This is a genomic window from Natrialba aegyptia DSM 13077 (genome assembly GCF_000337535.1).
GTDB lineage: Archaea > Halobacteriota > Halobacteria > Halobacteriales > Natrialbaceae > Natrialba > Natrialba aegyptia.
In genome coordinates, this window is the sequence record NZ_AOIP01000032.1 from 173470 (window position 1) to 200059 (window position 26590).

General features: G+C 63.0%; 30 protein-coding genes and 1 tRNA gene. 15 read left to right on the forward strand and 16 right to left on the reverse strand.

All coding sequences use genetic code 11. The features are described 5' to 3' along the window. Positions 1–161 precede the first annotated feature (161 nt). Complete coding sequence (locus C480_RS14860; RefSeq protein WP_006666440.1) at positions 162–872, forward strand: hypothetical protein; 711 nt, start codon at positions 162–164, stop codon at positions 870–872. 84 nt (positions 873–956) lie between these two features. Here C480_RS14860 and C480_RS14865 read toward each other — a convergent pair whose 3' ends face one another. Then, positions 957–1508, reverse strand: coding sequence for a DUF7122 family protein (locus C480_RS14865; protein WP_006666441.1), 552 nt, complete (start codon positions 1506–1508; stop codon positions 957–959). Next, positions 1508–2416, reverse strand: coding sequence for an RsmB/NOP family class I SAM-dependent RNA methyltransferase (locus C480_RS14870; protein WP_006666442.1), 909 nt, complete (start codon positions 2414–2416; stop codon positions 1508–1510). Before C480_RS14870 ends, C480_RS14865 begins: the two co-directional genes overlap by 1 nt. Positions 2417–2527: 111 nt before the next feature. Between C480_RS14870 and C480_RS14875 the strand changes: the two genes are divergently transcribed. The 5 genes from C480_RS14875 to C480_RS14895 all read left to right on the forward strand — a co-directional run bounded on the left by C480_RS14875 (position 2528) and on the right by C480_RS14895 (position 6870). Beyond that, a complete protein-coding gene (locus C480_RS14875; RefSeq protein ID WP_006666443.1) occupies positions 2528–3274 on the forward strand; it encodes a proteasome assembly chaperone family protein in 747 nt (248 codons plus the stop codon). Between the two features lie 112 nt (positions 3275–3386). Continuing rightward, positions 3387–4763: a geranylgeranyl reductase family protein gene (locus C480_RS14880; RefSeq protein ID WP_006666444.1), complete on the forward strand. Its 1377-nt coding sequence runs from the start codon at positions 3387–3389 to the stop codon at positions 4761–4763. A gap of 104 nt (positions 4764–4867) precedes the next feature. Then, positions 4868–5710 carry an aldo/keto reductase gene (locus C480_RS14885; protein ID WP_006666445.1) on the forward strand — a complete coding sequence of 281 codons (843 nt, stop codon included), beginning with the start codon at positions 4868–4870 and terminating at the stop codon, positions 5708–5710. A 119-nt stretch (positions 5711–5829) separates the two neighbouring features. Further along, positions 5830–6579: a hypothetical protein gene (locus C480_RS14890; protein WP_006666446.1), complete on the forward strand. Its 750-nt coding sequence runs from the start codon at positions 5830–5832 to the stop codon at positions 6577–6579. Positions 6580–6675: 96 nt separating this feature from the next. After that, on the forward strand, positions 6676–6870 hold the full coding sequence (locus C480_RS14895; RefSeq protein ID WP_006666447.1) for a DUF7333 family protein: 195 nt from the start codon (positions 6676–6678) through the stop codon (positions 6868–6870). Between the two features lie 26 nt (positions 6871–6896). Here the strand turns inward: C480_RS14895 and C480_RS14900 are convergent, their stop codons facing one another. From C480_RS14900 to wecB, 3 genes are all read right to left on the reverse strand, one after another. Next, positions 6897–8096 carry an AGE family epimerase/isomerase gene (locus C480_RS14900; protein WP_006666448.1) on the reverse strand — a complete coding sequence of 400 codons (1200 nt, stop codon included), beginning with the start codon at positions 8094–8096 and terminating at the stop codon, positions 6897–6899. Positions 8097–8261: 165 nt separating this feature from the next. Next, positions 8262–9233 carry a phosphoadenosine phosphosulfate reductase family protein gene (locus C480_RS14905; protein ID WP_006666449.1) on the reverse strand — a complete coding sequence of 324 codons (972 nt, stop codon included), beginning with the start codon at positions 9231–9233 and terminating at the stop codon, positions 8262–8264. A gap of 122 nt (positions 9234–9355) precedes the next feature. Beyond that, positions 9356–10465, reverse strand: a complete 1110-nt coding sequence (wecB, locus tag C480_RS14910; protein ID WP_006666450.1) for a non-hydrolyzing UDP-N-acetylglucosamine 2-epimerase — start codon at positions 10463–10465, stop codon at positions 9356–9358. A gap of 726 nt (positions 10466–11191) precedes the next feature. On the opposite strand from wecB, the gene C480_RS14915 reads away from it, so the two are divergent. Beyond that, the gene (locus C480_RS14915; RefSeq protein ID WP_006666451.1) at positions 11192–11638 is read left to right on the forward strand and encodes a hypothetical protein; all 447 of its coding nucleotides are present in this window, start codon (positions 11192–11194) and stop codon (positions 11636–11638) included. Between the two features lie 292 nt (positions 11639–11930). Here the strand turns inward: C480_RS14915 and C480_RS14920 are convergent, their stop codons facing one another. From C480_RS14920 to C480_RS14940, 5 genes are all read right to left on the reverse strand, one after another. Then, positions 11931–12512, reverse strand: a complete 582-nt coding sequence (locus tag C480_RS14920) for a DUF7110 family protein (RefSeq protein WP_006824416.1) — start codon at positions 12510–12512, stop codon at positions 11931–11933. A gap of 148 nt (positions 12513–12660) precedes the next feature. Then, positions 12661–13005: a glutaredoxin family protein gene (locus tag C480_RS14925; RefSeq protein WP_006666453.1), complete on the reverse strand. Its 345-nt coding sequence runs from the start codon at positions 13003–13005 to the stop codon at positions 12661–12663. A gap of 203 nt (positions 13006–13208) precedes the next feature. After that, positions 13209–13640 (reverse strand): CBS domain-containing protein, encoded by a 432-nt coding sequence (locus tag C480_RS14930; RefSeq protein WP_049903786.1) that lies wholly within the window; start codon positions 13638–13640, stop codon positions 13209–13211. A 348-nt stretch (positions 13641–13988) separates the two neighbouring features. Continuing rightward, complete coding sequence (locus C480_RS14935; protein ID WP_006666455.1) at positions 13989–14786, reverse strand: M14 family metallopeptidase; 798 nt, start codon at positions 14784–14786, stop codon at positions 13989–13991. A 60-nt stretch (positions 14787–14846) separates the two neighbouring features. Beyond that, positions 14847–15338, reverse strand: coding sequence for a DUF309 domain-containing protein (locus C480_RS14940; protein WP_006666456.1), 492 nt, complete (start codon positions 15336–15338; stop codon positions 14847–14849). Positions 15339–15461: 123 nt separating this feature from the next. Between C480_RS14940 and C480_RS23875 the strand changes: the two genes are divergently transcribed. Further along, positions 15462–15617, forward strand: coding sequence for a hypothetical protein (locus C480_RS23875; protein WP_162832071.1), 156 nt, complete (start codon positions 15462–15464; stop codon positions 15615–15617). A gap of 8 nt (positions 15618–15625) precedes the next feature. Here the strand turns inward: C480_RS23875 and C480_RS14945 are convergent, their stop codons facing one another. Then, positions 15626–15949, reverse strand: a complete 324-nt coding sequence (locus C480_RS14945; protein WP_006666457.1) for a hypothetical protein — start codon at positions 15947–15949, stop codon at positions 15626–15628. A gap of 246 nt (positions 15950–16195) precedes the next feature. Beyond that, positions 16196–17029 (reverse strand): hypothetical protein, encoded by an 834-nt coding sequence (locus C480_RS14950; RefSeq protein WP_006666458.1) that lies wholly within the window; start codon positions 17027–17029, stop codon positions 16196–16198. A 103-nt stretch (positions 17030–17132) separates the two neighbouring features. Here C480_RS14950 and C480_RS14955 point away from each other — a divergent pair, with 103 nt between their 5' ends. From C480_RS14955 to C480_RS14975, 5 genes are all read left to right on the forward strand, one after another. Next, positions 17133–17528 (forward strand): CopG family ribbon-helix-helix protein, encoded by a 396-nt coding sequence (locus C480_RS14955; RefSeq protein ID WP_006666459.1) that lies wholly within the window; start codon positions 17133–17135, stop codon positions 17526–17528. 212 nt (positions 17529–17740) lie between these two features. Then, positions 17741–17823: transfer RNA gene (locus tag C480_RS14960), tRNA-Leu, on the forward strand. 190 nt (positions 17824–18013) lie between these two features. After that, positions 18014–18910, forward strand: coding sequence for a type II methionyl aminopeptidase (gene map, locus C480_RS14965; RefSeq protein WP_006666460.1), 897 nt, complete (start codon positions 18014–18016; stop codon positions 18908–18910). Positions 18911–19087: 177 nt separating this feature from the next. Then, entirely contained in the window at positions 19088–19951 is an 864-nt protein-coding gene (locus C480_RS14970; protein WP_006666461.1) for an inositol monophosphatase family protein, read from the forward strand. Positions 19952–20035: 84 nt separating this feature from the next. Beyond that, positions 20036–21163 (forward strand): DUF63 family protein, encoded by a 1128-nt coding sequence (locus C480_RS14975; RefSeq protein ID WP_006666462.1) that lies wholly within the window; start codon positions 20036–20038, stop codon positions 21161–21163. Between the two features lie 84 nt (positions 21164–21247). Here the strand turns inward: C480_RS14975 and C480_RS14980 are convergent, their stop codons facing one another. Together C480_RS14980 and C480_RS14985 are read right to left on the reverse strand one after the other, a co-directional pair. Next, entirely contained in the window at positions 21248–21955 is a 708-nt protein-coding gene (locus tag C480_RS14980; protein ID WP_006666463.1) for a CPBP family glutamic-type intramembrane protease, read from the reverse strand. 9 nt (positions 21956–21964) lie between these two features. Further along, the gene (locus C480_RS14985; protein ID WP_006666464.1) at positions 21965–22252 is read right to left on the reverse strand and encodes a DUF5789 family protein; all 288 of its coding nucleotides are present in this window, start codon (positions 22250–22252) and stop codon (positions 21965–21967) included. A gap of 157 nt (positions 22253–22409) precedes the next feature. Between C480_RS14985 and C480_RS14990 the strand changes: the two genes are divergently transcribed. After that, positions 22410–24113 (forward strand): thiamine pyrophosphate-binding protein, encoded by a 1704-nt coding sequence (locus C480_RS14990; protein WP_006666465.1) that lies wholly within the window; start codon positions 22410–22412, stop codon positions 24111–24113. Positions 24114–24217: 104 nt separating this feature from the next. Beyond that, a complete protein-coding gene (locus C480_RS14995; protein ID WP_006666466.1) occupies positions 24218–25225 on the forward strand; it encodes a DUF7139 domain-containing protein in 1008 nt (335 codons plus the stop codon). An 18-nt stretch (positions 25226–25243) separates the two neighbouring features. On the opposite strand, the gene C480_RS15000 is transcribed toward C480_RS14995, so the two are convergent. Together C480_RS15000 and C480_RS15005 are read right to left on the reverse strand one after the other, a co-directional pair. Then, a complete protein-coding gene (locus C480_RS15000) occupies positions 25244–25729 on the reverse strand; it encodes a metal-dependent hydrolase (protein WP_006666467.1) in 486 nt (161 codons plus the stop codon). 48 nt (positions 25730–25777) lie between these two features. After that, positions 25778–26395, reverse strand: a complete 618-nt coding sequence (locus C480_RS15005; RefSeq protein ID WP_006666468.1) for a CinA family protein — start codon at positions 26393–26395, stop codon at positions 25778–25780. Between the last annotated feature and the right edge of the window lie 195 nt (positions 26396–26590).

Below are 26590 nucleotides of genomic sequence, written 5' to 3' on the forward strand. Positions count from 1 at the left end.
CCGTCGGGTCGCGACTCGACTGTTGCGTGGTCGGGGCCGGTCCCGACCCTCGGTCCAGGCCCGGACTAGCGCCGATCCGATCGAGCGTTCCGGTTTCGTTCCATCCATTACTATAGAAAATAACCGAGAACGGTTAGTATCGTTCGAGTTGAAAGGCGAGTGTGATATACGATCGACGCGACTCTTATGAGTTCCGGGAGATCGATCGCTGGGACGACGGCGTCGGCTGGCTGGCACATCCCGACGAAGGCGGCCGCCGTGCGAGTCACGTGGTCGTCGGTGCCGACGGTATCTGGCTGCTTGATCCCCTCTGGGCACCCGGCGTCGACGATCTGCTCGACGAGTTCACCGCTGACCGCGAGGACAGCGTCGCGGGCGTCGCGATCTGTTCGAACTGGCATACCCGCGATGCGGATCGGTTCGCGCGCCGGTACGACGTGCCGATCTGGGTCCCGGAATGGATGGGGCGCGTCGACGAGCGCACGGCCGAACCGGTACGACACTACGAGGGATCGTTCGACCCATCGATCCGAACCGTTCGGTGCGAGCCGATGCCGCTGTGGAACGAGGTGATTCTGTACTGGGCCGATCACAACACTCTGTACGTCCCCGAATCGATGGGAACCGCCGATCCCTATACCGTCGGCAACGAGCGAATCGGACTCGAACTGGTTCGCCGACTCGACCCGCCCCGCTCGCTTCGTGAACTCGAACCGGATCGGATTCTCGTCGGTCACGGTGCAGGCGTTCTCGACGATGCGACGCGGGCGCTCGAGTTCGCGTTAGCGGGCGGGAGACGGCGGTTTCCGTCGGCGGTACTCGAGAACGGTCCGACGACGGTGCGGGCGCTCTACGGTGCCATCCGCGGCTAAGTCGTTCTTCGGCGGTCAGTCCCTCGTAGCCTCGTAGCCGTGCGAGCGAGGTTCACGAGACCGATCGTACAAAAGACGATACGATTAGAGGTCGCGCTGGCGTCCCTTCGGCACCATCGAGCGCAGTTCGCCGTGGACGTACAGGCCGACGCCGAGCGGTTCGCGCTCGCCCGCGACGGTGTGGGCCGCGATCAGGTAGCCCCAGTCACCCTCCCACGCGAGTTCTTGATCCTCGCCCGCGGCGAAGCGTCGGGCCTGCTCGCGCTCCAGGTCGATCACGCACTCGCTGGCGTGGTGGCCGAAGCGCTGGACGAAGTCCGTCGTCGGCTTCCAGTGCTCCTGGCGGGTTCGCAGACAGGTCATGCCGATGGCCTCGATCTCGAGCGGCGTCGAGGCCTCGCCGCGGTAGATCCAGAGCTTGCCCGCACCCTTCTCCCAGAAGGTGTAATCGTCGAACGTCTCCCGCGGAACGGCGAAGCGATCCGCGAAGAACTCGAGGACCTCCTCGCGGCTGGCGCGGCCCTCGACGGTCCGATCGGCGGCGGTTTCGGGCAGCCGGCCGAACCGCTGGCCGACGTTTTGTTCGAGTTCTCGCTCCGCGTCGTCGGCCCGCTCGTCGGTCGTGTCGTCTCCCATCAGGCTGTCACCTCCAGTTTCGCCACGAAAAAGCCGCCAGTGTCGTTGTGGTGCGGGTAGATCCGCGCGGCCTGCTCGATCGAGGAGTCGAACGTCTCGCCGTCCCACTCGGCGAGGCCGGGCGCGTACTCGAGACCGAGATCGAAGTCGACGACGCGGCAGTCTTCCGTCTCGAGGGCGTGCTGGACGACGGCCTCGTTCTCCTCGGGCGCGAAGGTACACGTCGAGTAGACGACGGTGCCGCCCTCGCGGGTCGCCTGGAGTGCGCGGCGGAGAATGCCCTTCTGAATGCCCGCAACGGAGTTGATGTGGTCCGGCGACCAGTTGTCGAGCGCGTCGGGGTTCTTCCGGATCGTCCCCTCACAGGAGCAGGGCGCGTCGACGAGCGCGCGGTCGAACTCGTCGAACAGGAACCGCTGCAGAGAGTAGTTACGCGCGTCGTCGTTCGTCACGGCGAGGCTGGTCGCGCCGAGGCGTTCGGCGTTGAACCGCAGCGCCGAGATGCGCCCGAGGTTGCTGTCGTTCGCGACGACCGTCCCCCGATCGTCCATCAGCGCGGCGAGCTGAGTCGCTTTCCCACCGGGGGCCGCACAGCAGTCCCAGACGCGGTCGCCGGGCTGGGGATCGAGGACGACCGGCGGGACCGCCGAAACCTCTTCCTGACCGTGCGTGAAGCCGTGAAACGAGGTCCACGTCGATCCCGGCGAGTTCGTCTCGAGGCGAAGCACGCGCGGGTTCCAGTCGGCCTGATCGTAGGCGACGCCGTCCTCCTCGAGGGCGGTCGTCGTGCGTTCGACCGAGGCCTTGATCGTATTGACGCGAACGGCGTTGCCGAGTGGCCGCTCGCAGGCCGCGAGAAACGCCTCGAAGTCGTCGATAATCGGTCGATACCGCTCGAATGACTCCATTAGCACCCGGTTCGAACGCCCGGCGTTTGTGGGTTTCGAAGGCCGTCCCATCGCGTTCGCTTGTCAGAAGTCGGCGTCGTTTTTATGTCGATCCGCCGTGTCTGCCAATCCATGGCACGAATCAGCCTGCAGGGGGACGAAGCGGCGCTCGAGAATCCCACCTTCGTCGAAGGCTTTCCCGGGCTCGGCCTCGTCGGCAAAATCGCGACCGACCATCTCGTGGAGGAACTCGATATGCGCTACTACGCGAGCGTTCACTGCGATGGACTCCCCCGCGTCGGCGTCTACCGAAGCGGCGACCGGACGGCGCGCCCGCCCGTCCGCCTCTACGTCAGCGAGGAACACAATCTGCTCGCTCTCCAGAGCGACGCGCCGATTCGATCGGAAGCGCTCGGTGACGTGGCTCAGTGCATAACGAACTGGATCGTCGACCACGGGGCGACGCCGCTCTACCTCAGCGGCCTTCCGGCCGAACGCGACGACGGCCGACAACCCGACCTCTACGGCATCGCGACCGGCGACGCGGCCGCCCTCCTCGACGACCGCGAAATCGACGTTCCTCCCGAAGACGGCGTGGTTACCGGCCCCACCGGCGCGCTCATCAACCACGCCGCCCAGGCCGACTACGACAGCCTCGGCCTCGTCGTCGAATGCAGTCCGCAGTTCCCCGATCCCGAGGCCGCGAGCGTCCTCCTCGATGACACCATCGCGCCACTCGCCGACCTCTCCGTCGACGTGCACGAACTCGTCGAGCGGGCCGAGGAGATTCGCGAGAAGCGCGAGCAACTCGCACAGCAGATGCAAGCCGCCGGCCAGGAACAGAGTACGCAGGCACAACCGCTTCGAATGTACCAGTAACGATAGATCGGGCGCTCGGTCTCGGACCGAAATCGGGAATTCCGTCCTTCTGACGGCATCAAAACACTTCCCACGTATTTTTTATTCTTGATACCCTTCGACCGGAACAGAGATGACTTCGGCTACGGAGGCCTACGATATTGTGGTCGTCGGCGGGGGGACTGCCGGCTGCTTCGCTGCGACGACCGCCGCCCGAGAAGGGCTCGACGTCGTCCTCCTCGAACGAAAAAGCGAGGAGAATGGGGGATACATCGCCTGCGGCGACGGGATCAAAGGAAAGAGTTCGTTCCCCGACGTCCTCGATCGCGAGCGGCTCAAGGACGAGGCGTTTACGAACCAGGGGATCGAACGCGCCGTCTTCGAGAACCCCGAGACCGAGGAGACGATCGAAATCCCGTTCAACGAGACGGGCGGCGTCGTCGACCGCTGGAAGTACGGCCAGATCCTCCTGGAGGAGACCGCTCGGGCCGGCGTCGACATCCACTACAATACGGTCGTCAACGACGTGGTTCAACCGAACGGCACGGTGCAGGGCGTCACCGCGGTCAGGGACGGCGACCCCCTCGAGTACGGGGCCGAGGTCGTCATCGACGCCGCGGGCGCGCTCTCGGTCCTGCAGGACAAGGCCGACCTCTCCGCCTCGACGTTCGATACGAACGTGAACTACTCGCAGTTCTGCTCGGCCTACCGCGAAGTGCTCGAGATCCCCGAACCGGTCGAGTGGGACGACGCGCTCGTGTTCAAGCCCACCGAGGAACTGGGCTATCTCTGGTACTTCCCGCGCTCGGCGACCGAAATCAACGCCGGCCTGGGCTTCCAGATGACCGAGGAGCCGATGGAACTCGTCGACGTGCTCAAAAACGACATCGCCAATCGCGCCGAGTTCGCAGACGCCACGGTCAAGAACAAACTCGGCGCTGCGCTCCCGACGCGGCGACCCTACGACTCGGCGGTCCACCCCGGCTACGTGGCCGTCGGCGACGCCGCGGGACACGTCAACCCCTGTACCGGCGGCGGAATCCCCGGTGCCGCAAAGGCCGCCCACTGGGCCGCACAGGTCGCCGTCGACGCGATCTCCGACGGCGACGTGAGCGAAGCCGCCCTCTGGGAGTACAACCAACGCGTCCAGACCGACTTCGGCAAGCGCTTCGCCGCGATGGACCTCTACAACATCTTCGGCACCGCCCACGACCTCGGTGAACTCGTCTCTGTCGTCACCGCCATTCCGGGCCAACAACTCGTCGACGCGATCGGCAAGAAGGGGACCGCCGAGATGAGTTTCGGGCTCAAGCTCAAGACGGTCATGAAGACCTTCGGCCACTGGAGAACCCTTTATGAACTCTACAAGGTTCAGGACGCCGCCGGCTCGCTCAAGGACGTGTACGACAGCTATCCCGATAGCCCCGGTCACTTCGACGCCTGGAAGGCAGAACGCGATGCGTTGATGGACCAGGTGTACGATATTACGGGAGCCAGTCCGAAGTACTAACCCGACTCGGTCCGGCGGTTCGCCGCCGGTGTGAGTGTGTCTCTGGTGATCACAGTCCATCCGTAACCCAAACCCATTTTCGCGTTCCGTTCCTTGATTCGGACATGGTTGCTGACAACGGTGAGACGATCGCTCCAGAGACGTGTCCGACCGCAAACGGCATGCCGATGCTCGGACTCGGAACCTGGCAGAACGACGACCCGGAGGACTGTACGGAAAGCGTTCGAACGGCGCTCGAAGCGGGGTATCGCCACATCGACACCGCGCAGGCCTACGACAACGAGGAAGCGGTCGGCGAGGGCATCGCTCGCGCGAACGTCGACCGCGAGGACGTCTTCCTCGCGACCAAGATCTGGATCTCGAACCTCTCCCACGACGACGTGCTCGAGACCGCTCGCGCGAGTATCGACCGCCTCGGCGTCGACTACCTGGACCTGCTGTACATCCACTGGCCGTCCCGAACGTACGACGCCGAGGAGACGCTGTCGGCCTTCTCGGAACTGTACGACGAGGGGCTGATCGAGAACGTCGGCGTCAGCAACTTCCTCCCCGAGCAGGTCGAGACCGCCGTCGACGTCTGCGACGCGCCGATCTTCGCAAACCAGGTCGAACTCCACCCGCTGCTGCCACAGGAGGAGATCCGCGAAACCTGCGAGCAAAACGACGTCGAAGTCGTCGCCTACTCGCCGCTGGCCCGCGGTGACGTGTTCGAACAGCCGACGATTCAGGATATCGCGGCCAAACACGACGCCAGCGAAGCGCAGGTCAGCCTCGCCTGGCTGCGCGAGAAGGGTGTCACCGCGATTCCGAAGGCGACCGGCGACGCACACATTCGGGACAACTGGGGCTCCCTGGCGCTTGAACTCGAGCAGGAAGATATCGACGCGATCGACGCGATCGACGAAACGAGCCGCAAAGTCGATCCCGAGTTCGGTCCCTGGAACTGACAGGCGGGCCTCGCGTTCGGGCCGTCGGATCGAGACGCCGTCCATTTCTACACGTCTAGAGAAGGCTGAAACACAGAAAAGGAGGAAAGTTTACGGTACGTCAGTTTTTTGGCTCACGTATGTCAACCCGTACGCAACGCGGCGGCGGTGGGGGGATCGTCGGCGCGATCAGGGCCGACCTGACCCAGTTACACGGTGCCTGGATGGACCTGGTCTTCCCGCGACAGCGCGGCCGCGGGCACTCCGTCATGGGAAAGTGGCAACCCGAAACGCTTCCGCAGAAAAGTGCCTACTACACCTGGAGCGTGCTCGGAACGATCGGGCTACTCGTCATGTATCCGCTTACCGTTCTCGGCTTTGCAACCCGCTACTACGCGACGAAACTCGACTCGACGCGGACGCGACTCGGCATCGTCGGCGTCACCGGTATCGCCCTCCTCGTCTGGGGGACGCTAACCGTCGTTGCTCACCTGCAACTCCCGATGGACGAAACCGTCGCGATCGCCGCTGCCAGTGCCGTCGCGACCGTCTCGACGGCGCTTGCAGCCGGGTTCTCGAAGGCGGGCGGACGGTTCGTCTCCGTGCTCTTCGCCTATCCGTTCGCGATGACCGCGCTGTTCCTCCCGCCGGTCGTCGCCGCCCTCGTCACCCCCTCGCTCGAGGGCGTCATCCTCGAACCCAGCTACGAGTTCGCCGCCTGGGCGCTCGATAACGTCCTCCACGTCGGCGGCCTCAACGAGTTCCTGCGGTCGAACTACGAACTCGAAGGGGCGGCCTACGCGGCGATGTGGGTCGGGATTTCGTTCCCGCTCGGCTGGTTCTTCGGGAGCGTCGTGGCGCTGGCGAATCTGGTTCGCCCCTCCGAGTGAGTTTCGGCGATTCGAAGAATCGGTACCCGTTTGATTGGCGGTGAACGAACAGTCAGTTTCGATAACGTTAGGCCGATCCGGTCCCGAGAAACGAGTATGGCACTCGACCTGCCGAAGACGATTGGCGCGTTCGTCCTGATCGTCGCCATCGGAACGGCCGCGATGGTGATGATGCCGGTTAGTATGGGCACGGACACAATCTTGATGATGGTCACGCCGTCGATGGCCGTGTTCGGAGCGATCATGCTCGCGATCGGCGTCAAACACGGCGAGTACCGCGCGACGAACTGATACCGACGATTCGCCGTCGCCACGCCTCACTTCTTACCCGCATCGTCCGCAACGGTATCCATCGCGAGCCAGCAGTTCGTCAGCGGATGGTAGCCCGGCTCGACCGCCGTCCCGCGGTTCGGTCCGTCGCGCTCGTGGTCGCGCGCCAACCGCTCGTACCAGTTGCCGTATCGCGGATTGATCAGGTGTGACTCCGCGTACTCCCAGAGACGGTCGTACCACGACAGATAGGCCTCGTCCGCCCGACTCAACAACGCGCTCGCGCCGATCGCCTCCGCGTGCGCCCAGCCGTACTTGTCAGGGACGATCGGCGTCCCGTCCGCCTCGACCGTGTAATAGAGCCCGCCGAACTCGTCGTCCCAGCCGAGTTCAACTGCGGCGTCGAACAGTTCGCGTGCGCGCGCCAGGAGCCAGTCGGCCGAGTGGTGGTCCCCGAGGAGTGCGAGGAGTTTCGCCCACTCGGCGTGGTGTCCGGGCTGGTAGCCCGGCGGACGGAACTGATGGCGCGGATTATCGGCGTTGTGCGACCAGTCCGGGCCCCAGGATTCGGTGTAGTGTTCCCAGAGGAGTCCGTCGTGGTCGTGCGTCCGCGTGAGTTGTCGGGTGAACCGGTCGGCGACCGTGTACGCGCGGTCCAGATAGCGCTCGTCGTCGGTCGCCTCGTAGGCTGCGAGCAGGGCCTCGCAGGCGTGCATGTTCGCGTTTTGCCCGCGGTAGGGATCGACCAGTTCCCAGTCCGGCGCGGCCTGGTCGGCGTAGAGTTCGTGAGTCGGCTCCCAGAAGCGCTCTTCGAGCACGGCGAAGGCACGCTCGAGTTCGGCGCGTGCGCCGGGAATCCCGGCTTGGAGCGCGCGGGCGCTCGCGAGGAGGGCGAACGCGTGGCCGTAGCAGTATCGCGTTCGGTCGGTCGGCGTTCGGCCGTCGAGCAGCCAGTCGTACCCTTCGTTATCGGGGTCCCAGTGGGCCGTCGAGAGAAAGCGCAAGCCGTGTTCGGCGGCGTGGCGACACCAGTGGGGGCCGTCGGCCAGGACGCCGAGGCTGAAGTTGTGGACGCCGCGGGCCGTGGCGACGAGGTGTCGGGTGCGTTCGTCGTAGACGTGGCCGTCCCGTTCGTCGAGTTGGGCGACGTAGCCGCCGGTTCGAGCGTCGAGACAGTCCGGATAGTAAAAGTTGAGAACGTCTCTGAATTGATGTCGAAGGGCGGCTCGAGTTCGGTAGATCGTCACGTGCCCGAGGGTACCGAGGCAGACACCATATACCTCCGGGAAAGTGGCGGCGGATGAAATAGACGCGTGGATAGAAAGGGCTGTGAAGCGACGGCGTGAGGTGAAGCGTGAGAACGGAGCGTGTCGATAGGCGGGCGGATCGCCGCCGTTAGGCAATCACTTGTCTTACATGTAGCCGAGGTCGCGCAGGCGCTCCATCAGGTCCTCCTTGTCCTGGGCGCGGCCCGCGCGCTCGGTCGTCCCTTCGAGATCCTGCAACCAGGCGGGATCGTCCTCGGTCTTTTCGGTGCTGATTTCGCTGCCGAGCGAGCGGAATCCTTCCCAGTACTTCGGCGAGACCGGAGTGTCCGCGGGCTCGAGATCGTCCGGCAGGTCGTCCTTGCCGTCGGGGACGTAGCCGTCGTCCGGGAACTCGTCGACGGTGTCGGGCACGACGAAATTCCAGAAGGCTTCCCAGACGGCGGCCTCGTCGAACTGCAGGATAGGCTGGACGCGGTCGTGGGGCGGGTAGATGTCCGGGTCGTGACGCTCGGAGAAGAACGTCTCGTCGGCGCGAGCCTCCTGCTCGTCCCAGCGGACGCCCGAGAGGATGCCGTCGATGTCGTGCTCCTCCAGGGCGTCGTTGAGCGCGACCGTCTTCAGCAGGTGGTTGCCCGCGTAGGTGTCGAGCAGGAACGGGAAGGTGTCCTCCTCGTACTCGAGGATATTCTCGACGTGGTGCTGATTGTGCTCGTCGAGTTCGTCGACGGGGATGTCGTCGCCGGGCTCTAAGTCGTTCTCCTCGACGTATTGACCGATGTCCTCGTTGCGCGCGTAGATAACCTCGAGACCCCACTCGTCGGCCCAGTGGTCGACGAAATCGTGAATCGCGTCGAAGTGCTGGTAGTGGTCGATGAAAATCGCCGGCGGCACGTCGAGGTCGTAGCGTTCCGCGACCTGGGTGACGAAGTACAGGACGAGCGTCGAGTCCTTGCCACCGGTCCACATGACTGCCGGATTCTCGTACTGTTCTAAGCCCTGGCGGGTGACCTCGATCGCCTTTTCGATCTTGTCGTTGATGTGCGGATAGTCCGCCGGATCTTCGCCGGTACCGTCGTCGTAATCGACATCGACGTAATCGGGGAAGTTCTCAGTCATCGCGTGTAATTACATATAATTACCAGGATTAAACCCTTTGGGGGACCGGAAACCTCTGTCGCCATCCGTGATCGGAACCGACCGCGCTCGGAATTGCTTTCGTGCCGGCAGAAATCCCCACTTCAGCCGAGCGGCGGCGCTTCGAGACGGTCGTCCGGTTCGCTGTCGGCCAGGCGCTGCTGTAAGAGGCTGATGATCCGCTGGCCGGCCAGTCCGTCGCCGTACGGCCGCGGCGTCGACTCCGGCCGCCAGTCCGCCGACACGGCCTCCCGAATGCGCGACCGGTCGGGGCCGACGAGCCGATTCCAGCCACAGTCGACGGTTTCGACCCACTCCGTCTCCTCCCGCAGCGTCACACAGCGCGTTTCGAGGAAAAACGCCTCCTTCTGGACGCCGCCCGAATCCGTCGCCACCCGCTCTGCGGCATCGAGCAGCCGAACGAAGTCGAGATACCCCTGCGGCTCGATCACGTCGAGTTCACTCGTCGCGCGCTCCCAGAGTCCGTACTCCCGGAGTCGATCGACTGTCCGTGGATGCGCCGGGAAGACCACCGGCAGCGGTGCGTCCGCGAGGCCGTCGAGGATCGCCGCGAGATTCGCGCGGTCGTCCGTGTTGCTCGCCCGGTGGACGGTCGCCAGGATGAACTCGTCCGCGGTCAGTCCGCGGTCGTCGAGGATCGTCGACTGCTCGCGTGATCGGTCGCGGGCATCGAGAATGGCGTCGTACATCACGTCGCCCGTCCAGAAGACGCCGTCGGTGATCCCCTCCGCCGTGAGATTCTCGATGGCGTCCCGGCTCGGCGCGAAACAGAGGTCTGACGCGTGGTCCGTTAGCACCCGATTGACCTCTTCGGGCATCGACCGATTGTCGCTGCGGAGTCCAGCCTCGACGTGAGCGACGGCGACCTCCCGCTTCGAGCCGACGAGCGCACCCGCGAGCGTCGAGTTCGTATCACCGTAGAGCAGGATGACATCCGGGTCAGTCTCCTCGATCACGGGCTCGATCGCCGCCACCATCTTCGCGGTCTGTCGCCCGTGGGTGTCCGATTCGACGCCGAGATTGAACTCGGGCTCGGGAATGTCGAGTTCGTCGAAGAAGACATCTGAGAGTGCCTCGTCGTAGTGTTGCCCGGTGTGGATCAGGGTTTCGTCGGCGACGGTGCGAAGTTTTCGAGAGACGACCGCGGCCTTGATGAACTGGGGTCTGGCACCGACGATGGAACAGACGTGCATTAGTTCTCCGTCACCTCTGTGCGGGCGTCACCGGTGTGTCGCCGCGTCACGTTCTCCACTGCCGATTCGTCGCTTTGCACGAGGACATCGTGCTCCGACGCACCGGGCCGTGAGCCGATCTCGGTGTACAACGTGACGTGTGCTGGCGGAGTATTACAGAAGAGACAGCGCACGTCGGATCACCTCGTGAATCATGGCAGTCATGACTTCCGGGACGAGTCATATCGTTATCAGCGCGCTACCGAACGGAAGCGCCAGATTCGCCTGAAAGTCTTGGTTTCGAATGAGTGAGCGGTGAGAACGCGATCGAAAGTTGGGTGATCACCCGACGAGTATCGCGACGCTATCCGCAGGCGAACTATCGAATGAACCGATTACTACCGGCACGATGACTGTTCGGTCAACCTGACCAACCGAAACGGAAGACCGTCGTGCAATCGAACGCCCATTGAGACTGCTCCGCAGTCCGCGTCGAACTGCACTCGAACCGTCGCTCGAACCGTTGATATAGATCGGTTACGGACGGAAAACGGCGACTACCGCACGTGATCGGCTGCGAACTCGACGGGTTCACACGGCGTACTGAAGGCTACCGCCGACTCCCACGACGGAGAGCGGTCACTGTCGCAGTCGAGCGTGAACGGCCGTTGGATCATCGTTCGAACGGTTGCTCGGCCGTCCCCGCTGTGGCCGAGAACGAGTTGTTTATATACATACTATTCACCAATGAATAGTATTGCTCCCGACATCTCGTCTCTCAGCCGACGTCAGCTCCTCGTCGGACTCGCCGGCAGCGCCGAACTCGTCGTCCTCGTCGTCAGTGCCACCGCTGCAACCCTCCCGACGGCGCTACCGGACCGGGTAACCGACTGGGCGACGACGACCTACCCGACGCCACCGCCGGCGAGTTCACTTTGGCAGCCGACGGTAACGGAAGCGCATGCCCGCACGGCGGTCACGCTCCTCGCCGAAACCGGGGACGAATCGCGGGACCGCTGGGCAGAACTCGACCGCGAGCGCTTGCGGACTGGCGAGCCTACGAATACGCCGTCGCCGAACTCGAGATCGATGCCGACGACGGTGGATTCGATTCCGGACACGTACTGGCCGAACAGCGCCGAGCGTGATCGACCTATCGGACGGTCGTCGGCGGGACCCAGACGCCCGTTATGATCGTCCTCGCCAGGCCGGCGATCAGCGACGTTCGGACCGCGGACGTGGATCGTGATTCCTGGCAAGACGAGTCGTGAGAACCCTGGAACGAACGCGTTCAATCCTATCAGTGCGCTCGTCGGCCGTGCGAGACTTCGGGAATACCCGGCCCTGTACGATCGACTCGTCGACGGCCGCTGACCGGGCGATGAAAACTGGCTGGTGACGAGTTCACTGAACTCGAGCAGGGAGGTTCGATTGATCTCGAGTAACTGTCAATCTCGACTCGGAGAAAACACCGCTAGAACCGCCGTCAGTCGCTGATAAACTTGTTATCTCGCCAATTAACACCCGTCTCGCCGGAGCCACGATCTCGAGGCCCTTCGACGACTTCGATATCCGCCGGTCGGGTCTCGCCGTCGACGATTCGCGTCGCCTCGAGATCACCGTCGTGTTCCGAAATCGCCGTGAGGGTGCCTTTCTCGGCAGCCGAGGCGATCTCACAGAGGACGAGGAACATCTCGTACTGCAAAAGCGAGTTCTGGAGGACGGTCTCGCGGTCGCCCTTGAACGCGGCGAACTCGACGAGTTCGGATTCGATTTCTTCCTCTTCCTCTTCGTCCCAGCGGAAGGAGTTGCGCCGCTCGTCGGGGTCTTCCTCGTAGACGCGGTTTTCGGTGACGCTGGCCTTGAGTTGGGCCGTCGGTGTGTACTTGCTGACCGACTGGTCCTCGGCGACGGCCTTTAGAATGAGCGTGTTGTTCCGGCGCGTGATCTCTACGTCGTCGATCCCGTCCGGATACGTCGCGTCAGCGATGTGGTCACGAAGGTCTTCGAGGGGCAATTCGAGCGTCGAATGCAGCCGATAAACGTGTCTGGATTCCTCTGTTGACATAGTGGGAAGGTGTGCAGCGACAGGCGTTGGGTACTAGTACGAGTGCCGGGCTTATATGACCTGCCATTGAAACCGTCAACGACAGGGTTGGATGAATGTCCGCCGCGACGACGGTGGCGAGGTCGGGGTCGAGGCCGGAGTCGGGAACTCACTCGGCGTTAAGCGTTTCAGCCAGTTCACCACGATCGTCGAGTTCGGCGAGAATGTCCGAGCCACCGACGAACTCGCCGTCGACGTACGTCTGGGGAATCGTTTCCCAGCCGCTTCGGTCCTCGAGTGCGACGCGGAACTCGTCGAGCGACTCGAGCACGTCGACGGTTTCGAACTCGTCGCGGTGCTCGGAGAGGAGTCCGAGCGCGCGGCGGGAGTAGCCACACTGGGGCATGAGTTCGGTGCCCTTCATGAAGAGTACGACCTCGTTGTCGTCGATGGCCGTCTCGACCTGTTCGGTCACGTCCTCCTGATCGAGGCCCTGGTTCGGTGGAAAGTCCATGTCTTCTTGGCCTATGTCGGTAGGCGGGATAGACCTTGCGCCTTGATCGGCGATCGGGTCTGCCAGTTTGGGACTACGTAGTAGCACACGAAATACCCGTAGGGAACTACTTGTAAAACTGATTTGCAGCTAGCCGTCAGCACCGATAATCGGCGTTCTGAGTCCCAGCTCGAGTGCGTAAAAAGGGGTACTGAAACCGGTTCTCAGGGTTCCTCATACGGCGGTGATTCAGTCCGGACGACTTCGGAGAGATTGCTCAGTTCATCATCGAGGAGGACGACCAGATCATCGAACGTGACGATACCTGCGAGTTCATCGCCTTCAACGACAGGCATGCGCCGGACGCCGTGTTCGGCCATCGTCGCACAGAGGTCGAACACGCCGTCATCAGACGAGATCGTGTACGGGTCACGATGCATGATATCGTCCGCTGTTAGGTCGTCAAGCGTTGCTCCGCTGCTGAACTCCATCGCGATGTCGCGGTCAGTAATAATGCCGGCTGGCCGTTCATCCGATTCGATCACGACACAGCCGACCCGCCTGTCATCCATGAGCTGACAGATCTCTCGAAGGGACGCTGTCGGGTCCGCCGAGACGAGTTCGTTACGCGGGCGAGCGATGTCTTTGATTGGCACGGAAATCACACCCCAGTTCGGGGATCGAGTGTAGCCCATGATATTTGTGAACATAGACCACAATTGAGCTACCACGGAGAGCAACTAATAGCTTCGTCCCGAAGCGAGAACACAGCACACAGCAATTCGGTCGTTCTTCCGGGTCTATCGTCACAGTAAGGGACTGATACGGTTTGCTGTAACGATTTACCGGCGCAACCGCGTCCGTCCTGCGGTTGCGCTGGAAATGACTTACAGCAGTCCGTATGAATGCTATCCAGCGAGCGGGTGCGTTTCGGCCGCGCGTTTTGGGTGTCGAGATCGGCCCACCGAAGCGATATAAGATAGTCGCGACCCAACTGATCGAGTTCACTCTGCAGTCGGGGACGACGTGATCACGTCGATCTTTTCCGCGGAGTATCCGAAGACGTTCCGGTAGCCGTTCGACGACATGAGAACCGGGTAGAAGGCTTCTTCAGCGGTCTGTTCGACGCCGTCCGCTGCAACGAACGGATCACCGGCCGGAACTTCGGTGAAGTTCTCGACGAAAACCTCGTACTTCTCCGCTCGCTCTTTCGGAATCACGTCGGTGAGTCGGAAGACCGGCAGGTCGCGCCGGACGGTATCACCCGGCAGCGCACCGACGGCAGTGAGGAACGCTCGCGTCAGTCGATCCGCGTTCTGGGCTGCCGTCTCCGAGCCCTGGAGTCCGCACTCGACCTCGATCGTTTCGACCGTCGAGAAGAGCCGTCCCTCGGCGAACTCGCTCGTTTCGACCGTCGCGACGACCGGAAGCTGTGGACACACCGTCGTCGCGGTCTCGTTGACCTCGTTGACGATGGCAAACGGTTCGGCGTGACTTTGCGTCGAATGCATCGAGAACGTCAGACAGTCGCCGAGTTCGGAAACGAGTTCGGTCGCGAGCCGACCCTCGTGCGTCTCGGCGTCGGGGTCGCCGGGAAACGCACGGTTGAGATCCTCGTCGACGAACCGGACCTGTCGCTCCAGGGCTTTCTCGTTCGCGACGATTAGCTTGACCGGCCGGGAGACGGTCGGCTGTTCGTCAAGCAATCGCTCGATCGCTCGGACACCGCAGGGTTCGTCGCCGTGAACACCGGCCACAATCGCGATCTCCGGCGTCCCTGATCCGAGCTGTGCAACTCTCATTAGGTATCCATTACCGCTTCGAGCCCAAAGGCAATTCGATCTTCGCCACCGGGCGACCGCTTAGTCCGCACGCGTCGCGGCGAACTCGTAGTCGGCCGAGTCGGCGGTGGGGTAGTCGTTGTCGAGACGAATCTGCCACTCGTCGACGCGTTCCGGAGTGTCAATCGCGTTCGTGAGGACGGTCCGTACGTCGAGTAGATCCACGCCGTAGAAGTCTCGCGGAACGCCCTGAACGTACTGGAGTGCCGTCCGAAAGAGCGAGCGCAACCCATCATCGTTGGCGAACTCGATGCGTTTGTAGACGCCCGCAGCGACCTGGACCATGCCGTGACAGAACGAGCTTTCGACCGTGCCGCGGCCGTAGTTGTACCACTCGGTTTCGAAGCAGTCGTGGCTCTCGTGAAACGCGCCGTCGTTGAAGAGCCGGACGCCGTGAACCGTTGCCCGACGAAGTGTTGCGTGCTCCCAGCGGCCGCCATCTTCGCGTTCGATCCAGCCGGTCGGTGCGTTCGGAGGCGGGTCGACGGAGGGATCGTTCGTGTGCTCGTCCATACGCAGTCCTCGGTCGCGCTGATAGTTATGTATACTCGTCGTTCCCCGCAAGCAATCGTGACTGTCACGCAATCGATCAGGTAAGCGAAGTGTTTATTTCGGTTGCGACTAACGTCAGGATAGATGATTCATCCCGACGGACGGTGTCACTGTTGTGGCGAGCGACTCTACGGGAACGTCTCCGGCGGCTATCGCTGTCCGAATTGCCAGACCGAGTCTACGGACGCTTCGTCCGAAGAGGAGACGCCAACGGTCCCCAAGACGCCACAGACGCCGTAGGTCACGAGTTACGCGCGACAGACGAGCGCTCGTCGCGCACGCTGTCTCGTTGCGGACGACGTAACTGCTCGCACGAGTTCAGTTGCGGGCCGGTACGCCTCGCAGTCGGTTTCGGGAGCGATCGCGAGCAGTTTCCAGAAGCCGGGTGATCGAAACGTCAGCTGACAGCGACCGTTTGCATCCGTTATCGCCCGCTTTGAGCCCGTCATCGTCGTGACCGTCGCGCCGTCGATCGGGCGGTGCGAGGAGGTTCGAACGCGGAGCTGAAACGGCTGTCCGACGGTTGCTTCTCGGTCCTCGAGTTCGACGACGAGCGGTCTCCTGTTCGCCATGGTATTCGGACACACAGATGATCCAAAAAGGCGGTCCCTGCCCGTGACGGGCGATGGGAGCTGGGAGGGATGCCTCTAGTAGCCACTGCAAGTCCTGCACGCCTGATCGCGCGAGGGCTGTGTGATCTGTGTGTACATCGGTGCAGTTGGTACGATAGCGGTAGATAGTGTCGTATCCGCTTCATTCAATAATGTCTATGAAACAAAATGGGTGATTCGGCAACCACGTGTGCGAATTGAACAAAGTCAGAATACTCCGACGATGAAACCAACTCCCATGATGATGAGGACGGTTGCGGAAAACGCTGGGAGGTACGGCGTGTACTGCTTGACTTTCTCCTCGGAGTGCTGGTAGCCTGCAATCAACAGCATCGTCAGTCCGACGATACCCACGATGACGGTGAGGGCGTACGCGCTCATCAGTTCGAGACAGTGGTTTGACCCGGCGCAGAGCGCAATAATCTCGAACTCCTCTTCGTGGGCAAAACCGAGAACGAACGCGAACCACGCGATCCCGAGGAGGCCACGGTCAGTGGTCTCTTTGGGATCCTCGTGTGAGTGAGTGTGCCCGCCGAGGAAGGGAGCGAAGCCTTTCAAACGGGTGACCAGTCCATCGTTGTGTTCGTGTGAACGGTCGTGGTCAAGGTCATGCGAATGGCCCTGCTCGTTCAGATCGTGTTGGTGGTCGTGGCTGTGATGGTCGGAGTGGCCATCATCATCGTGATTGCCGTGAGAATGTCCGTGAGAGTATTCACGAATCCCAAGCACGACGAGCAGGACACCAGCAACAAGACCGACTGGCCCGCCGATTTGGATACCACCGAGTATCGTCATTGGCTCGTTGACCTGCGTGAGGTTGAAGTAGTCCTTCGCGTAGAAGAATACTCCCACCATCGCGATACTGCTGATAAGGTGGCCGACGCCGATAATGAGGCTCGCCGCGAACCCGTATATCCACTTGTTCGTCTGGTCAAGAGCGTACGAGGCGGCAACGGGCCATCCGTGACCTGGTTCGATGCCATGAACAGCACCGAGAGCGACCGCTCCAAAGAAGAGACCGAGTGCTTCGCCGTGTAACATCCCGATTGAGAATCTGCTACCGACGTGAATAACGGTTGTTAATACCGAAACGGGTGCATCGTCATACGAGAACCTCTTGTAGAATCCCCACGAGCCAGTACCTATGCGAACGAGTTTCAATATTCCAGATGAAGTCGTCGAAGAGTTCGACCGAGTCTGGCAAGAGCAGGATCTCGAAAACAGGTCGCGGGCGGTCCGAGAAGCGATGCTGGAGTATATCGAGTCTCACTCCCGCCTCGAAGCGACAAGCGGGGAAATCGTCGCACTCATCGCGTTCGATTATCGTCACCACGAGGTGATACAGGAACTCCACGCAGTCCAACACGAGTATCAAGACGTTATTCTCAACACAAGCCATACGCACCAAGGGGAGTGGTGCCTCGAATCACTGTTTTGTCGGGGACCAGCTGAGCAGGTACGTAACCTCACCTACCGACTCCGCGACTTTGACGGCGTAAATCGGGTCAAGGTGATGGTCATCCGAGACGGCGAGGAGTGATGATCTGCCAGAAACCGCCGCGAGGCACTCTCAGCATGTGCTTCACTAGACTGAACGCGAGTTCCACGATCAACGCTGAATACCGAACCCAGATTTCCAACTACTGACAGTCGTCGGGGTTCCAGACGGGCCGCGGTGAACGCGGCGATGAGTGCGACGTGGAATCGAAACCGGACCGTTTAACCCGACGACCCCCGAACGACCGGATGCGTGCGAGGGTAGCCAAGCGGTCAACGGCGGCGGACTCAAGATCCGCTCGTGTAGACGTTCGTGGGTTCGATCCCCTCCCCTCGCACTCACCACAGTGCGGCAAGAGCGAGCCTCTTGCCCTCGCAAATTCTCACAGACGGACGATAGAACGGTAGCTGCTGCCGTCCGCTGACTCTCTGTTCCTCTGTTCGGCCCAGTGATCACACAGCCCATTGGAACGACCGAAACACGCTCTGAGACAAATCACTATGTATGGGCGGATCGATGCAAAAACTATGGCTCCCGGCGACGTATCGGAAGAAACGTGGTCCGATCTGCAAAAAGCAGGCGAGATTCTCTCGCAGGTATTTGACGAGACGATCCCTCGAATCGAACCCGGGGTCAGTCAGTTCGAAATCGCCGACTTCGCCGAAACGCGAATCCGGGACCTCGACGGGAGCCCAGCGTTCCCTGTCAACATCAATGTCAACGAAGAAGCATCCCACGCGATTCCGACACCGGCTGATGAGAGGACGTTTGACGACTCGGATCTCGTGACGCTCGATATGGGCGTCCACGTCAACGGCTGGTGCTCTGACGCCGCTGTAACGATCGATCTCTCGGGGACGCACGACGAACTCGTTGCTGCCAGCGACGCCGCGTTAGCGGCGGCACTTCGGACGATCGAAGCCGGCGTCCACACCGGGACAGTCGGTCACAGTATCGAGCAAACGATCCGGGACCGCGGATTTCGCCCGGTTGTGAATCTCGCCGGTCACGGTCTCGGTCACTACGACGCTCATACGGATCCGATGCTCCCGAACACCGGTAGTGACACTGGAATCGAGCTTTCCGAAGGGGACGTTCTCGCCGTCGAGACGTTCGCCACCACCGGTCGAGGCCGCGTTACGGAGGGAAGCGACGAACGCATTTTCCGTCTCGACGCTGACCGACCTGTTCGCGATCGACGCAGCCGAAAATTGCTCGACACGCTCCGCGAGACGCGACGAAAGCTCCCGTTTACGACTCGCTGGTACGATATCTCCGGACTCACAATGACCGTTCGAAACTTAGAACGCAAGGGCGTCCTCAAGAGCGACCCCGTTCTCAAAGCGGAACGAGGAGCGCTTGTCAGTCAGTCCGAGCACACCGCCATCGTAACGGCGAACGGCTGCACGGTGACGACGCGATGACTAGGAGTTACGTCTCCGGTACCGGGTGCGAGTTCAGCACGCGCCTCTGACCCCGTCGGACGCTGATCGACCGGAAGCGATACACGATCAGTCTATCCGGCGCTCACCGGGAGTTGCGAGGACGGGACGCTCGTAAATCGCCAGTGCTTATCAGGACAGACGCCGCACTGCTGTGCAATGAGCGATCGCCAGGGCGATCCCGAGTCAGGTGTGAATCCGGAACCGGACGGACAAACGGACACAGAGATAGATAGCGACCACCGCGCAACCCTCGCCACCCGCGCAGCGACCGCCGGCGCGGCGGTCGCCCTCGACTCCTTTCGAACCGAACTCGAACTCGAGTTCAAAGACGGCAAGACGGACGTCGTGACACAGGCCGACCGCGACGCGCAGGCGGCCGTGATCGACGTTATCCGCGAGGCGTACCCGGACGATCCTATCGTCGGCGAGGAGGACGACGCACTGAAGACCGTTCCCGACGCCGGGCCTGCCTGGATCGTCGACCCGATCGACGGCACGAACAACTACGTCGACGAGATCCGCGCCTTCGGCACCGCGGTCGCGGCCGTCGTCGACGGAGAGCCGATCGGCGCGGCGACCGTCTGTCCCGCCCTGGATGACACCTACCGGTTCGGTCCGGACGGCGCGTCGGTAAACGGTGAGCCGCTTACCGTCAGCGACCGCACCGATCCGGAGACGAGCACGGTGTGTCCGACCTACTGGTGGCCGACCGACCGGCGAGACCAGTACGCCGCGGCGACGCGAGCGATCGTCACCCGATTTAGCGATATGCGACGCTTCGGCTGTGCGCAACTCGAACTCGCGATGGTTGCGTCGGGGGCGCTCGAGGGCGTCGTGACGAACCGGCGAGCCAACCCGTGGGATACCGTTGCCGGCGTCGGCTTGATCCGGGAGGCGGGCGGGGTCGTCACCGATCTCGAGGGTGACCGCTGGCGACACGATAGCGACGGACTGGTCGCCTCGAACGGGGCGTTGCACGACGAAGTGCTCGCGGTTGCACGGGAGATCGACGCCGCGTAGTCGGCGACCGGACGGTGAGTTCAGTGTAATCGAGAGACGACGGAAACCGGAAACGGTAAGCGCTCGCTCGAACGGATATTCGGTATGTACGAGTCGATCGAGCGGTACGGCCCGTTGAAAGTGTGGGCCCTCACCGTCGTCACTCTCGTCGCAGCGGTGGCCCTCGCCGCGACTGCCTTCTACCAGCCAGTGTACGTCGACATCATCTGGCAGTACTTCTGGGGGCCGGTCGTCGCGGACGCTCACGGGTGGAATTGCGTCGCTTGGGCAGGTGGCGAGCAGCTACCGTGCGGTGAGGCCGGTGTCGATGCCGGACCGACGGCGTCGCCCGGCTACACGTTCGTCTCCTACGCCGGCTACATCCCGACGCTCATTCTGTCCGTCGTCGGCGTCGTCTTCCTGGTCGACCGCCTCGAGATCGAGCGCTATCGGGCCGGCTTCTACGGCCTGTTCCCGTTCATGCTCTTCGGCGGGGCGTTGCGCGTCGTGGAGGACTCGAACGTCGCCGCCTATCGCGCGACCGGCGAACTCCCCATTCAGCTCCCGTGGTCGGGCATCATCATCAGTCCGCTCATCTACTTCACCGTCTTCTTCATGGCGCTTTTGGCCGTCGTCGTCTCGGTCTGGCTCGAGCGAAACGACTACGTGTCGGGCTATGAGTATCCACTCGGTGCAATCGGGACGACGTTGCTCGTCGGAACGGTCGGCTACCTCGGATACCTCTCCGCGACGACGGACTACGTGCAGTTCTATCCGTTGCTCCTGCTCACGATCGTCGGCGGTGCAACCGTCGCCACGGCGATCACCTGGTCCTTGATCGATCGGTTCGCCCCCGGAGTCAACCGCGGGACGAAGTTCATCGGTGCAGTCGTCATCTGGGCACACTCGATCGACGGCGTCGCAAACGTCGTCGGACTCGACTGGGCGACAGCGTTCGGCCACGACAGGAACCTGATCCCGAAACACCCGATCAACGCAGCGGTCGTCGATCTAACCGATTCAATTCTGCCCGAGAGCATCGTCGCAGTCACCGGCGACGCCTGGCCGTTCCTCCTCGTCAAACTCGCGGCAGCGGTCTTCGTCGTCTGGATCTTCGACGACACGATCTTCGAGGAGAGTCCACGCTACGCGATCCTCCTGTTGATTACCGTCGTCGCCGTCGGCCTCGGCCCCGGAACGCGGGACATGCTTCGGGCGACGTTCGGTATCTGACCCCTCGTGCCCGCTCGAGTTCAGCTCAGATGGAATTCAGCCCGGACGGCGTTCCGTCGGGTGCGGACGGATTTCTGGAGGCAACTACAACGGCACCGGCAGCCACTCGACGAGTTCGAGGACCGGCGTCGGATCGAACAGCGGGTCATGGAGAACGAGCCAGTCGAGCAAGACGAGCCCCGCTCCGTGGGCGATGACCGAAGGCAAAATCGAGTCTGACTCGTAGTCTACCGCACCGAACAGCACGTCCGTCGGCCCCGACAGGACGAACTCGATCGGCGGCTTCGAGGCGTGGTGAATCATGTAGACGATCGGGCTGATGAACACCGCTTTGATGCCGATTTCTCGAATTCCAACGCAGAGCAAGCCGCGGTAGTACGTCTCGGCCGCCAGCGCGAGCACGAACAGCCTGATCGCGTGCGGGACGAACTCGCCCGGCGCAGCGGAGGTCCCCCACATCGGATAGAACTCGCGGATCGTCGGCAGCGTCGAGCCGACGAGGTAGAATGGGAGCACGAAAAGCGAGAGCAAGACGGCGTTTCGGACGGCCACTCGGTTAATATTCCAGCCGACGTGTCGGCCGTGGGTCAGCCCGAGTGCGAGCGGGCCGCCGATCAGGAGAACGCTATCGATGACGGCACGGCGATCTAACTCGCCGGGAACGGCGTGCATCCACACCACCGTCAGAACAGCGCCGACCAGCAGTGATTTCTGGACCCAGGAGAGCCGGTTTCCCTGCTCCTGAACCCATCGGAGCAGCCCGCTTGCGTGTTGTTCGTCCCCAGTTGCCACGGATTACTATTACTCGCCGTCTGCTGTCGAAACCGGTCCCGTTCCGATAACCTCGCGAACGTGAGCCTCGAACTCCTGTCGGCGCTGGAAGTACGTCTCGTCTACGTCCTCGAGGACGGCCGAGAGTTCTTTCGGGCCGGCAGGCGTGCGAATGACGCTGTCACCTTCGAGGCGGTCGACTTCGCTTCGCTCTTTCGGCCAGGTCAGTCGCGAACTCACGCGGGCGAGCGGTGCACCCTCGACGGGCGTGTGCTCGCCGAGCGCGACGGCCGGCTCCGAGTCATCGTCGTCACTCATAGCCGAAACTTTGCGAGCGCGTCGATTCAAGGTTTCGTTTCCGGTCCCGACAGGTCTCGCCAGCACGTCTCTCCGCGCTATTGCCCGCCCTCTGGGGCCAGACACGTCAACGAACCCACGATAGTTCTATAAGGGCGCTATCGAGAGAGGTTTTCACATGGGATATACGGGGGCCGATCTCCTTGTCGACAGTCTCGAATCGTACGGCGTGACCCACTTATTCGGGAATCCGGGAACGACCGAACTCCCGCTGATGCAGTCGGTCGTCGACAGCGAACTCGAGTACGTACTCGGACTCCACGAGGACGTTGCGGTCGGGGCCGCGGCGGGGTACGCGATGCGACGGCGACACCACGCGAATGCGGCTACGGACGAAACCCGAAGTGCGGCACAGACGGATGTCCTCCCGCTCGGCGTCGCGAATCTCCATCTCGCCGGCGGGCTGGCACACGGACTCGGCAACCTCTACAACGCGAAGATCTCTGGCGCGCCGGTATTGCTCACCGCCGGGACGCACAGCCGGGACTTTCAACAGGAAGAACCGATCCTGAGCGGCGATCTCGTCTCGATGGCCGAACCGTTCACGAAGTGGAGCGCCGAGGTGAAAGACGTTGCAGCGCTTCCGCGGATGGTCCGCCGGGCCGTCAGAACCGCGCTGACGCCGCCGACAGGGCCGGTTTTCCTCTCGCTCCCCGTCGACGTCCAGCAGGCCGAGACGGAGCAGTCGCCCGAACGACTCGGCCAGATTCCGACCGCCGGACGCGGCGACGCGGACGCCATCGGCGAGGCCGCCACAGCGCTTACCAACGCCGAGGAACCCGTCATCGTCCTCGGCGACGAGGTCGGGCGGCGGGGCTCCGAAGCGGTCGCAGCCGCGGTCGAACTCGCCGAGGCCGCCGGCGCACGAGTTCACAACGAGATCCTGGCCTACGAGGTGAACTTTCCGACGGGTCACGAGCAGTGGCAGGGCGTCCTCTCGACGAAAGCGCCAGCGACCGCGGCGGCGATGGACGCCGATACGCTCGTTTTCGTCGGCTGTTCGACGAACACGACGGTCACGCGACCGACGAGACGGTTGGTCCCCGACGACGCGAACTGCGTCCACATCGCCGCCGACGCCTGGGAACTCGGCAAGCACGCCCCCGCCGATACGGCGGTGCTCGGCGATCCGGCGGCGGTCCTGCCTGAACTCGCTGAGCGGGTCGCGGCGGCCGTCGACGAGGGCGAACGGGAGCGGCGACTCGAGGGTGTTCGCGCGTGGGCCGAGAGCGAGGCGTCCGGTTCGGCGACGCCCGAGACGGTCGACGGGACGCTCACGAAAGCCGGTCTCGCGCGGGCGTTTCGCCGCGTCGCGCCGGACGCGCTCGTCGTCAGCGAGGCCATCACCGCGTCGCCGCCGCTTCTCGACGAGTTCCCGTTCGAGGCCAATCAGCTACTGGGGACGAAAGGCGGCGGCCTCGGCTACGGACTGCCCGCGAGCGTCGGCGCTGCCGTCGCCGAACGCGAGGCGGGCGGCGATCGGTCCGTCCTGGGGTACGTCGGCGACGGCTCGTACCTCTACTATCCGCAGACGCTGTACACGGCGACGCGGTACGACCTCGATCTGACCGTCGTCATCCCCGACAATCAGAACTATCGCATCCTCAAAGAGAACACGGCGGCGCTGATGGGCGGCGACCCGGACGAGTTCGACTACGCCGGCATCGAGTTCGAACCGCCGGTCGATCTGGTCGGAAGCGCCGAGGCGCACGGGGCGACCGGTATCACCCTGGAATCGCCGAGCGAGATCGACGAGACGATAGGCGAGGCGCTCGAGTACGAAGGGGCGGTCGTCGTCGACGTGCCGGTCGTCGACCGTTGAGGGGTGGGATCTCCGTTTCGACTATGCACTTGTGCGGGAGAACCATCTGATGTTTGATATATGTCTGACGTATCGTTTTGTGCTGGGAGGGTGAACGGGCCAGCATGACAAGCCTGACGGAGGCGTACGAGGGGAACACCCGGGAGGTGACGAGCCGACGGCGGCTGTACGCCGGTACGGGGCTCGTCCTGGTGGGTGCGATTCTCGCCGTCGTCGCCGTACTCGTCGCCACGACGGACGTCGCCGCCGAGTTCGTGGTCGGGTACACCGACTGGGGAATGGGCGACGGCTACGCGGTCGTCCGCGTCGCCGGCGTCCTTGCTGGAATCGGTGTCCCAGCCGCGCTCGTCGGCGTCTTTACGGTTTTGCCGGCGAGTCGTCGCGTTCGGGCCGCCGCCGCGATCAGCGCGAGTCTCTGCCTCCTCGGGGTCGTGCTCTTCTGGTACGCCTACCCCCATCGCTGGCGCTACGGCAGCGATCAACTCACACTCGAAGTCTCGGCGATCTATCTCCTCGGCCTCTTTATCGCCGTCTGGTGTCTGTTCGTCGCCGTCGTCAACTTCAAAACTCGAAACGACCCCGGCGGCATGCTCGAGATGAACGTGACGCGGCACAACCAGACGGTCGTCGAAGTCGAGGAATCGACCGATCCGGGCGGTCTCGGCGGCATCGGATTCCTCGGTGGGACCCCCGACGGCGACGTCGAAACGCAGACGAACGGCGACGATACCGACGGCGGATCATCCACATCTCAATCGACCCGATCCGCCTCGTCTGCTCCGAAAACGGAGACGACGAGAGAGGCGGCTACGACGCGGTCGACAGCTGCCTCCGGAGCCGTCACGAGCGACGGCGGCGCAACCGCAACTGAACTCTCCTCGCCGATCGAGTCCGAGCCGCTCGGCGATGGCACGGACGCAGAAATCGTCACGGATGCGCCGGACGATGCCGCGGCGACCGAACCAGCCGAGCCGACCGATCGCTACTGTGGTAACTGCAGACACTTCGAGTACGTCCGCTCGTCTTCGGGAATGGTCCCCTACTGCGCCTACCACGAACAGGGCATGGACGATATGGACGCTTGCGAGGAGTGGACGCCGAACCGTCGGTAGCGGCCGTCGTCAATAGGATTACAGGCCGATCGACTGCCGCGCGAGTTCAAATCCTTCCTGCGGGAACCGGAACACGAGAACCGCCGCCAGTGCGACCTCCGCGGCGGTCACGAGGACCGTCACGAGATCGGCGCGCCGACTGCTGACCGCGACGCCGACCGGCAGGCCGAACTCCTGCTTCCAGAGAGGATAGAAGAGCGCGATCCCGCGCTTGCTCCCCGCCACGTCGAGGACGTAGTGCGTCAGAATACCGACCCAGACCCACTCGAGGTTGCCGAAGAGTTCGGGAAAGACGACGAAGCCGGCCAGAATCGGCAGGTTGTGCAGCGTCTTTCTGTGTTTGCCGAACGCGGTGTCGACGTCCGGAAACAGCGCGCCGAGCGTGATCGGAACGCCGATGGAGACGATGGTCTCGAAGGTCGCCAGATTCCCGGCCGGTTCGAGCAGGTATCCCAGTCCGATACTCAACAGCGCGGCGTTGAGGACGTGCCCCTTCTTGTTCATCACCCGATACTCGAAATCCGACCGCCGAATAGCTTTCTTTTGTGACTCTCACTCGGCCGTATCAGTATCAGTCTCGGTGTCGGTTCCGGTGCCGGTATCGGCGTCAGTGTCTGTCTCGAGATCGATATCAGTCTCGGCGTCGACCGCCTCGGAATGCTGGCCGTTGACTTCCGCGAGCAAATCCGCGAGCGCCCGATCGACGGTCTTCGCGCGAACGTCCGCCCGGTCGCCGCTGAACTCGTAGCGCGAGACCGTCGCGTAGGAGGACTCGCTTCCCCAGGGGCCGGCGTAGGCGACGCCGATGAAGACGGTGCCGACCGGCGTCTCCTCGCTCCCGCCGGTGGGACCGGCGACGCCGGTGGTCGAGACGCCCCAGGTGACGTTCGTCACGTCGCGGACGCCGCGGGCCATCTCCCGTGCGACCGGTTCGGAGACGGCACCGTGCTCGTCCAGTGGTTCCCGACCGACGCCGAGGTGGCGACGTTTGGCGTCGTAGGCGTAGGTCGTCAGCCCGGACTCGAAGTAGTCGCTCGCGCCCGGCACGGCGGTGATCGCCGCCCCGATCAGGCCGCCGGTACAGGATTCGGCGACCGAAAGCGTCTCTTCGGTCTCTCGAAGCGCGTCGGCAACGTCCATCGGGAGGGTGCGATCGATGTCGTCGTTCATAGCTGTCCGAAGGGGATCCAGCGTTGTCAAGGCGTGGTTGGCTCCCCGTCGGATGAGCGACGGATGGGACGGCCAGGAGGCCACCGAGAACGGCGAACGGGGAGAACGACGAACGGAGAGAACGGCGAACGGAGAGAACGACGAACGGAGAGAACGACGAACGGAAAGAACGACGAACGGAAAGAACGACGGTAC

Coding starts and splice junctions, on each gene's coding strand:
- C480_RS14865 (WP_006666441.1), bottom strand. CDS start 1,508: ATGGGAGACGACACGACCGACGAGCGGGCCGACGACGCGGAGCGAGAA.
- C480_RS14870 (WP_006666442.1), bottom strand. CDS start 2,416: ATGGAGTCATTCGAGCGGTATCGACCGATTATCGACGACTTCGAGGCG.
- C480_RS14875 (WP_006666443.1), top strand. CDS start 2,528: ATGGCACGAATCAGCCTGCAGGGGGACGAAGCGGCGCTCGAGAATCCC.
- C480_RS14880 (WP_006666444.1), top strand. CDS start 3,387: ATGACTTCGGCTACGGAGGCCTACGATATTGTGGTCGTCGGCGGGGGG.
- C480_RS14885 (WP_006666445.1), top strand. CDS start 4,868: ATGGTTGCTGACAACGGTGAGACGATCGCTCCAGAGACGTGTCCGACC.
- C480_RS14890 (WP_006666446.1), top strand. CDS start 5,830: ATGTCAACCCGTACGCAACGCGGCGGCGGTGGGGGGATCGTCGGCGCG.
- C480_RS14895 (WP_006666447.1), top strand. CDS start 6,676: ATGGCACTCGACCTGCCGAAGACGATTGGCGCGTTCGTCCTGATCGTC.
- C480_RS14905 (WP_006666449.1), bottom strand. CDS start 9,233: ATGACTGAGAACTTCCCCGATTACGTCGATGTCGATTACGACGACGGT.
- wecB (WP_006666450.1), bottom strand. CDS start 10,465: ATGCACGTCTGTTCCATCGTCGGTGCCAGACCCCAGTTCATCAAGGCC.
- C480_RS14915 (WP_006666451.1), top strand. CDS start 11,192: ATGAATAGTATTGCTCCCGACATCTCGTCTCTCAGCCGACGTCAGCTC.
- C480_RS14920 (WP_006824416.1), bottom strand. CDS start 12,512: ATGTCAACAGAGGAATCCAGACACGTTTATCGGCTGCATTCGACGCTC.
- C480_RS14925 (WP_006666453.1), bottom strand. CDS start 13,005: ATGGACTTTCCACCGAACCAGGGCCTCGATCAGGAGGACGTGACCGAA.
- C480_RS14935 (WP_006666455.1), bottom strand. CDS start 14,786: ATGAGAGTTGCACAGCTCGGATCAGGGACGCCGGAGATCGCGATTGTG.
- C480_RS14940 (WP_006666456.1), bottom strand. CDS start 15,338: ATGGACGAGCACACGAACGATCCCTCCGTCGACCCGCCTCCGAACGCA.
- C480_RS23875 (WP_162832071.1), top strand. CDS start 15,462: ATGATTCATCCCGACGGACGGTGTCACTGTTGTGGCGAGCGACTCTAC.
- C480_RS14945 (WP_006666457.1), bottom strand. CDS start 15,949: ATGGCGAACAGGAGACCGCTCGTCGTCGAACTCGAGGACCGAGAAGCA.
- C480_RS14950 (WP_006666458.1), bottom strand. CDS start 17,029: ATGTTACACGGCGAAGCACTCGGTCTCTTCTTTGGAGCGGTCGCTCTC.
- C480_RS14955 (WP_006666459.1), top strand. CDS start 17,133: ATGCGAACGAGTTTCAATATTCCAGATGAAGTCGTCGAAGAGTTCGAC.
- map (WP_006666460.1), top strand. CDS start 18,014: ATGGCTCCCGGCGACGTATCGGAAGAAACGTGGTCCGATCTGCAAAAA.
- C480_RS14970 (WP_006666461.1), top strand. CDS start 19,088: ATGAGCGATCGCCAGGGCGATCCCGAGTCAGGTGTGAATCCGGAACCG.
- C480_RS14975 (WP_006666462.1), top strand. CDS start 20,036: ATGTACGAGTCGATCGAGCGGTACGGCCCGTTGAAAGTGTGGGCCCTC.
- C480_RS14985 (WP_006666464.1), bottom strand. CDS start 22,252: ATGAGTGACGACGATGACTCGGAGCCGGCCGTCGCGCTCGGCGAGCAC.
- C480_RS14990 (WP_006666465.1), top strand. CDS start 22,410: ATGGGATATACGGGGGCCGATCTCCTTGTCGACAGTCTCGAATCGTAC.
- C480_RS14995 (WP_006666466.1), top strand. CDS start 24,218: ATGACAAGCCTGACGGAGGCGTACGAGGGGAACACCCGGGAGGTGACG.
- C480_RS15000 (WP_006666467.1), bottom strand. CDS start 25,729: ATGAACAAGAAGGGGCACGTCCTCAACGCCGCGCTGTTGAGTATCGGA.
- C480_RS15005 (WP_006666468.1), bottom strand. CDS start 26,395: ATGAACGACGACATCGATCGCACCCTCCCGATGGACGTTGCCGACGCG.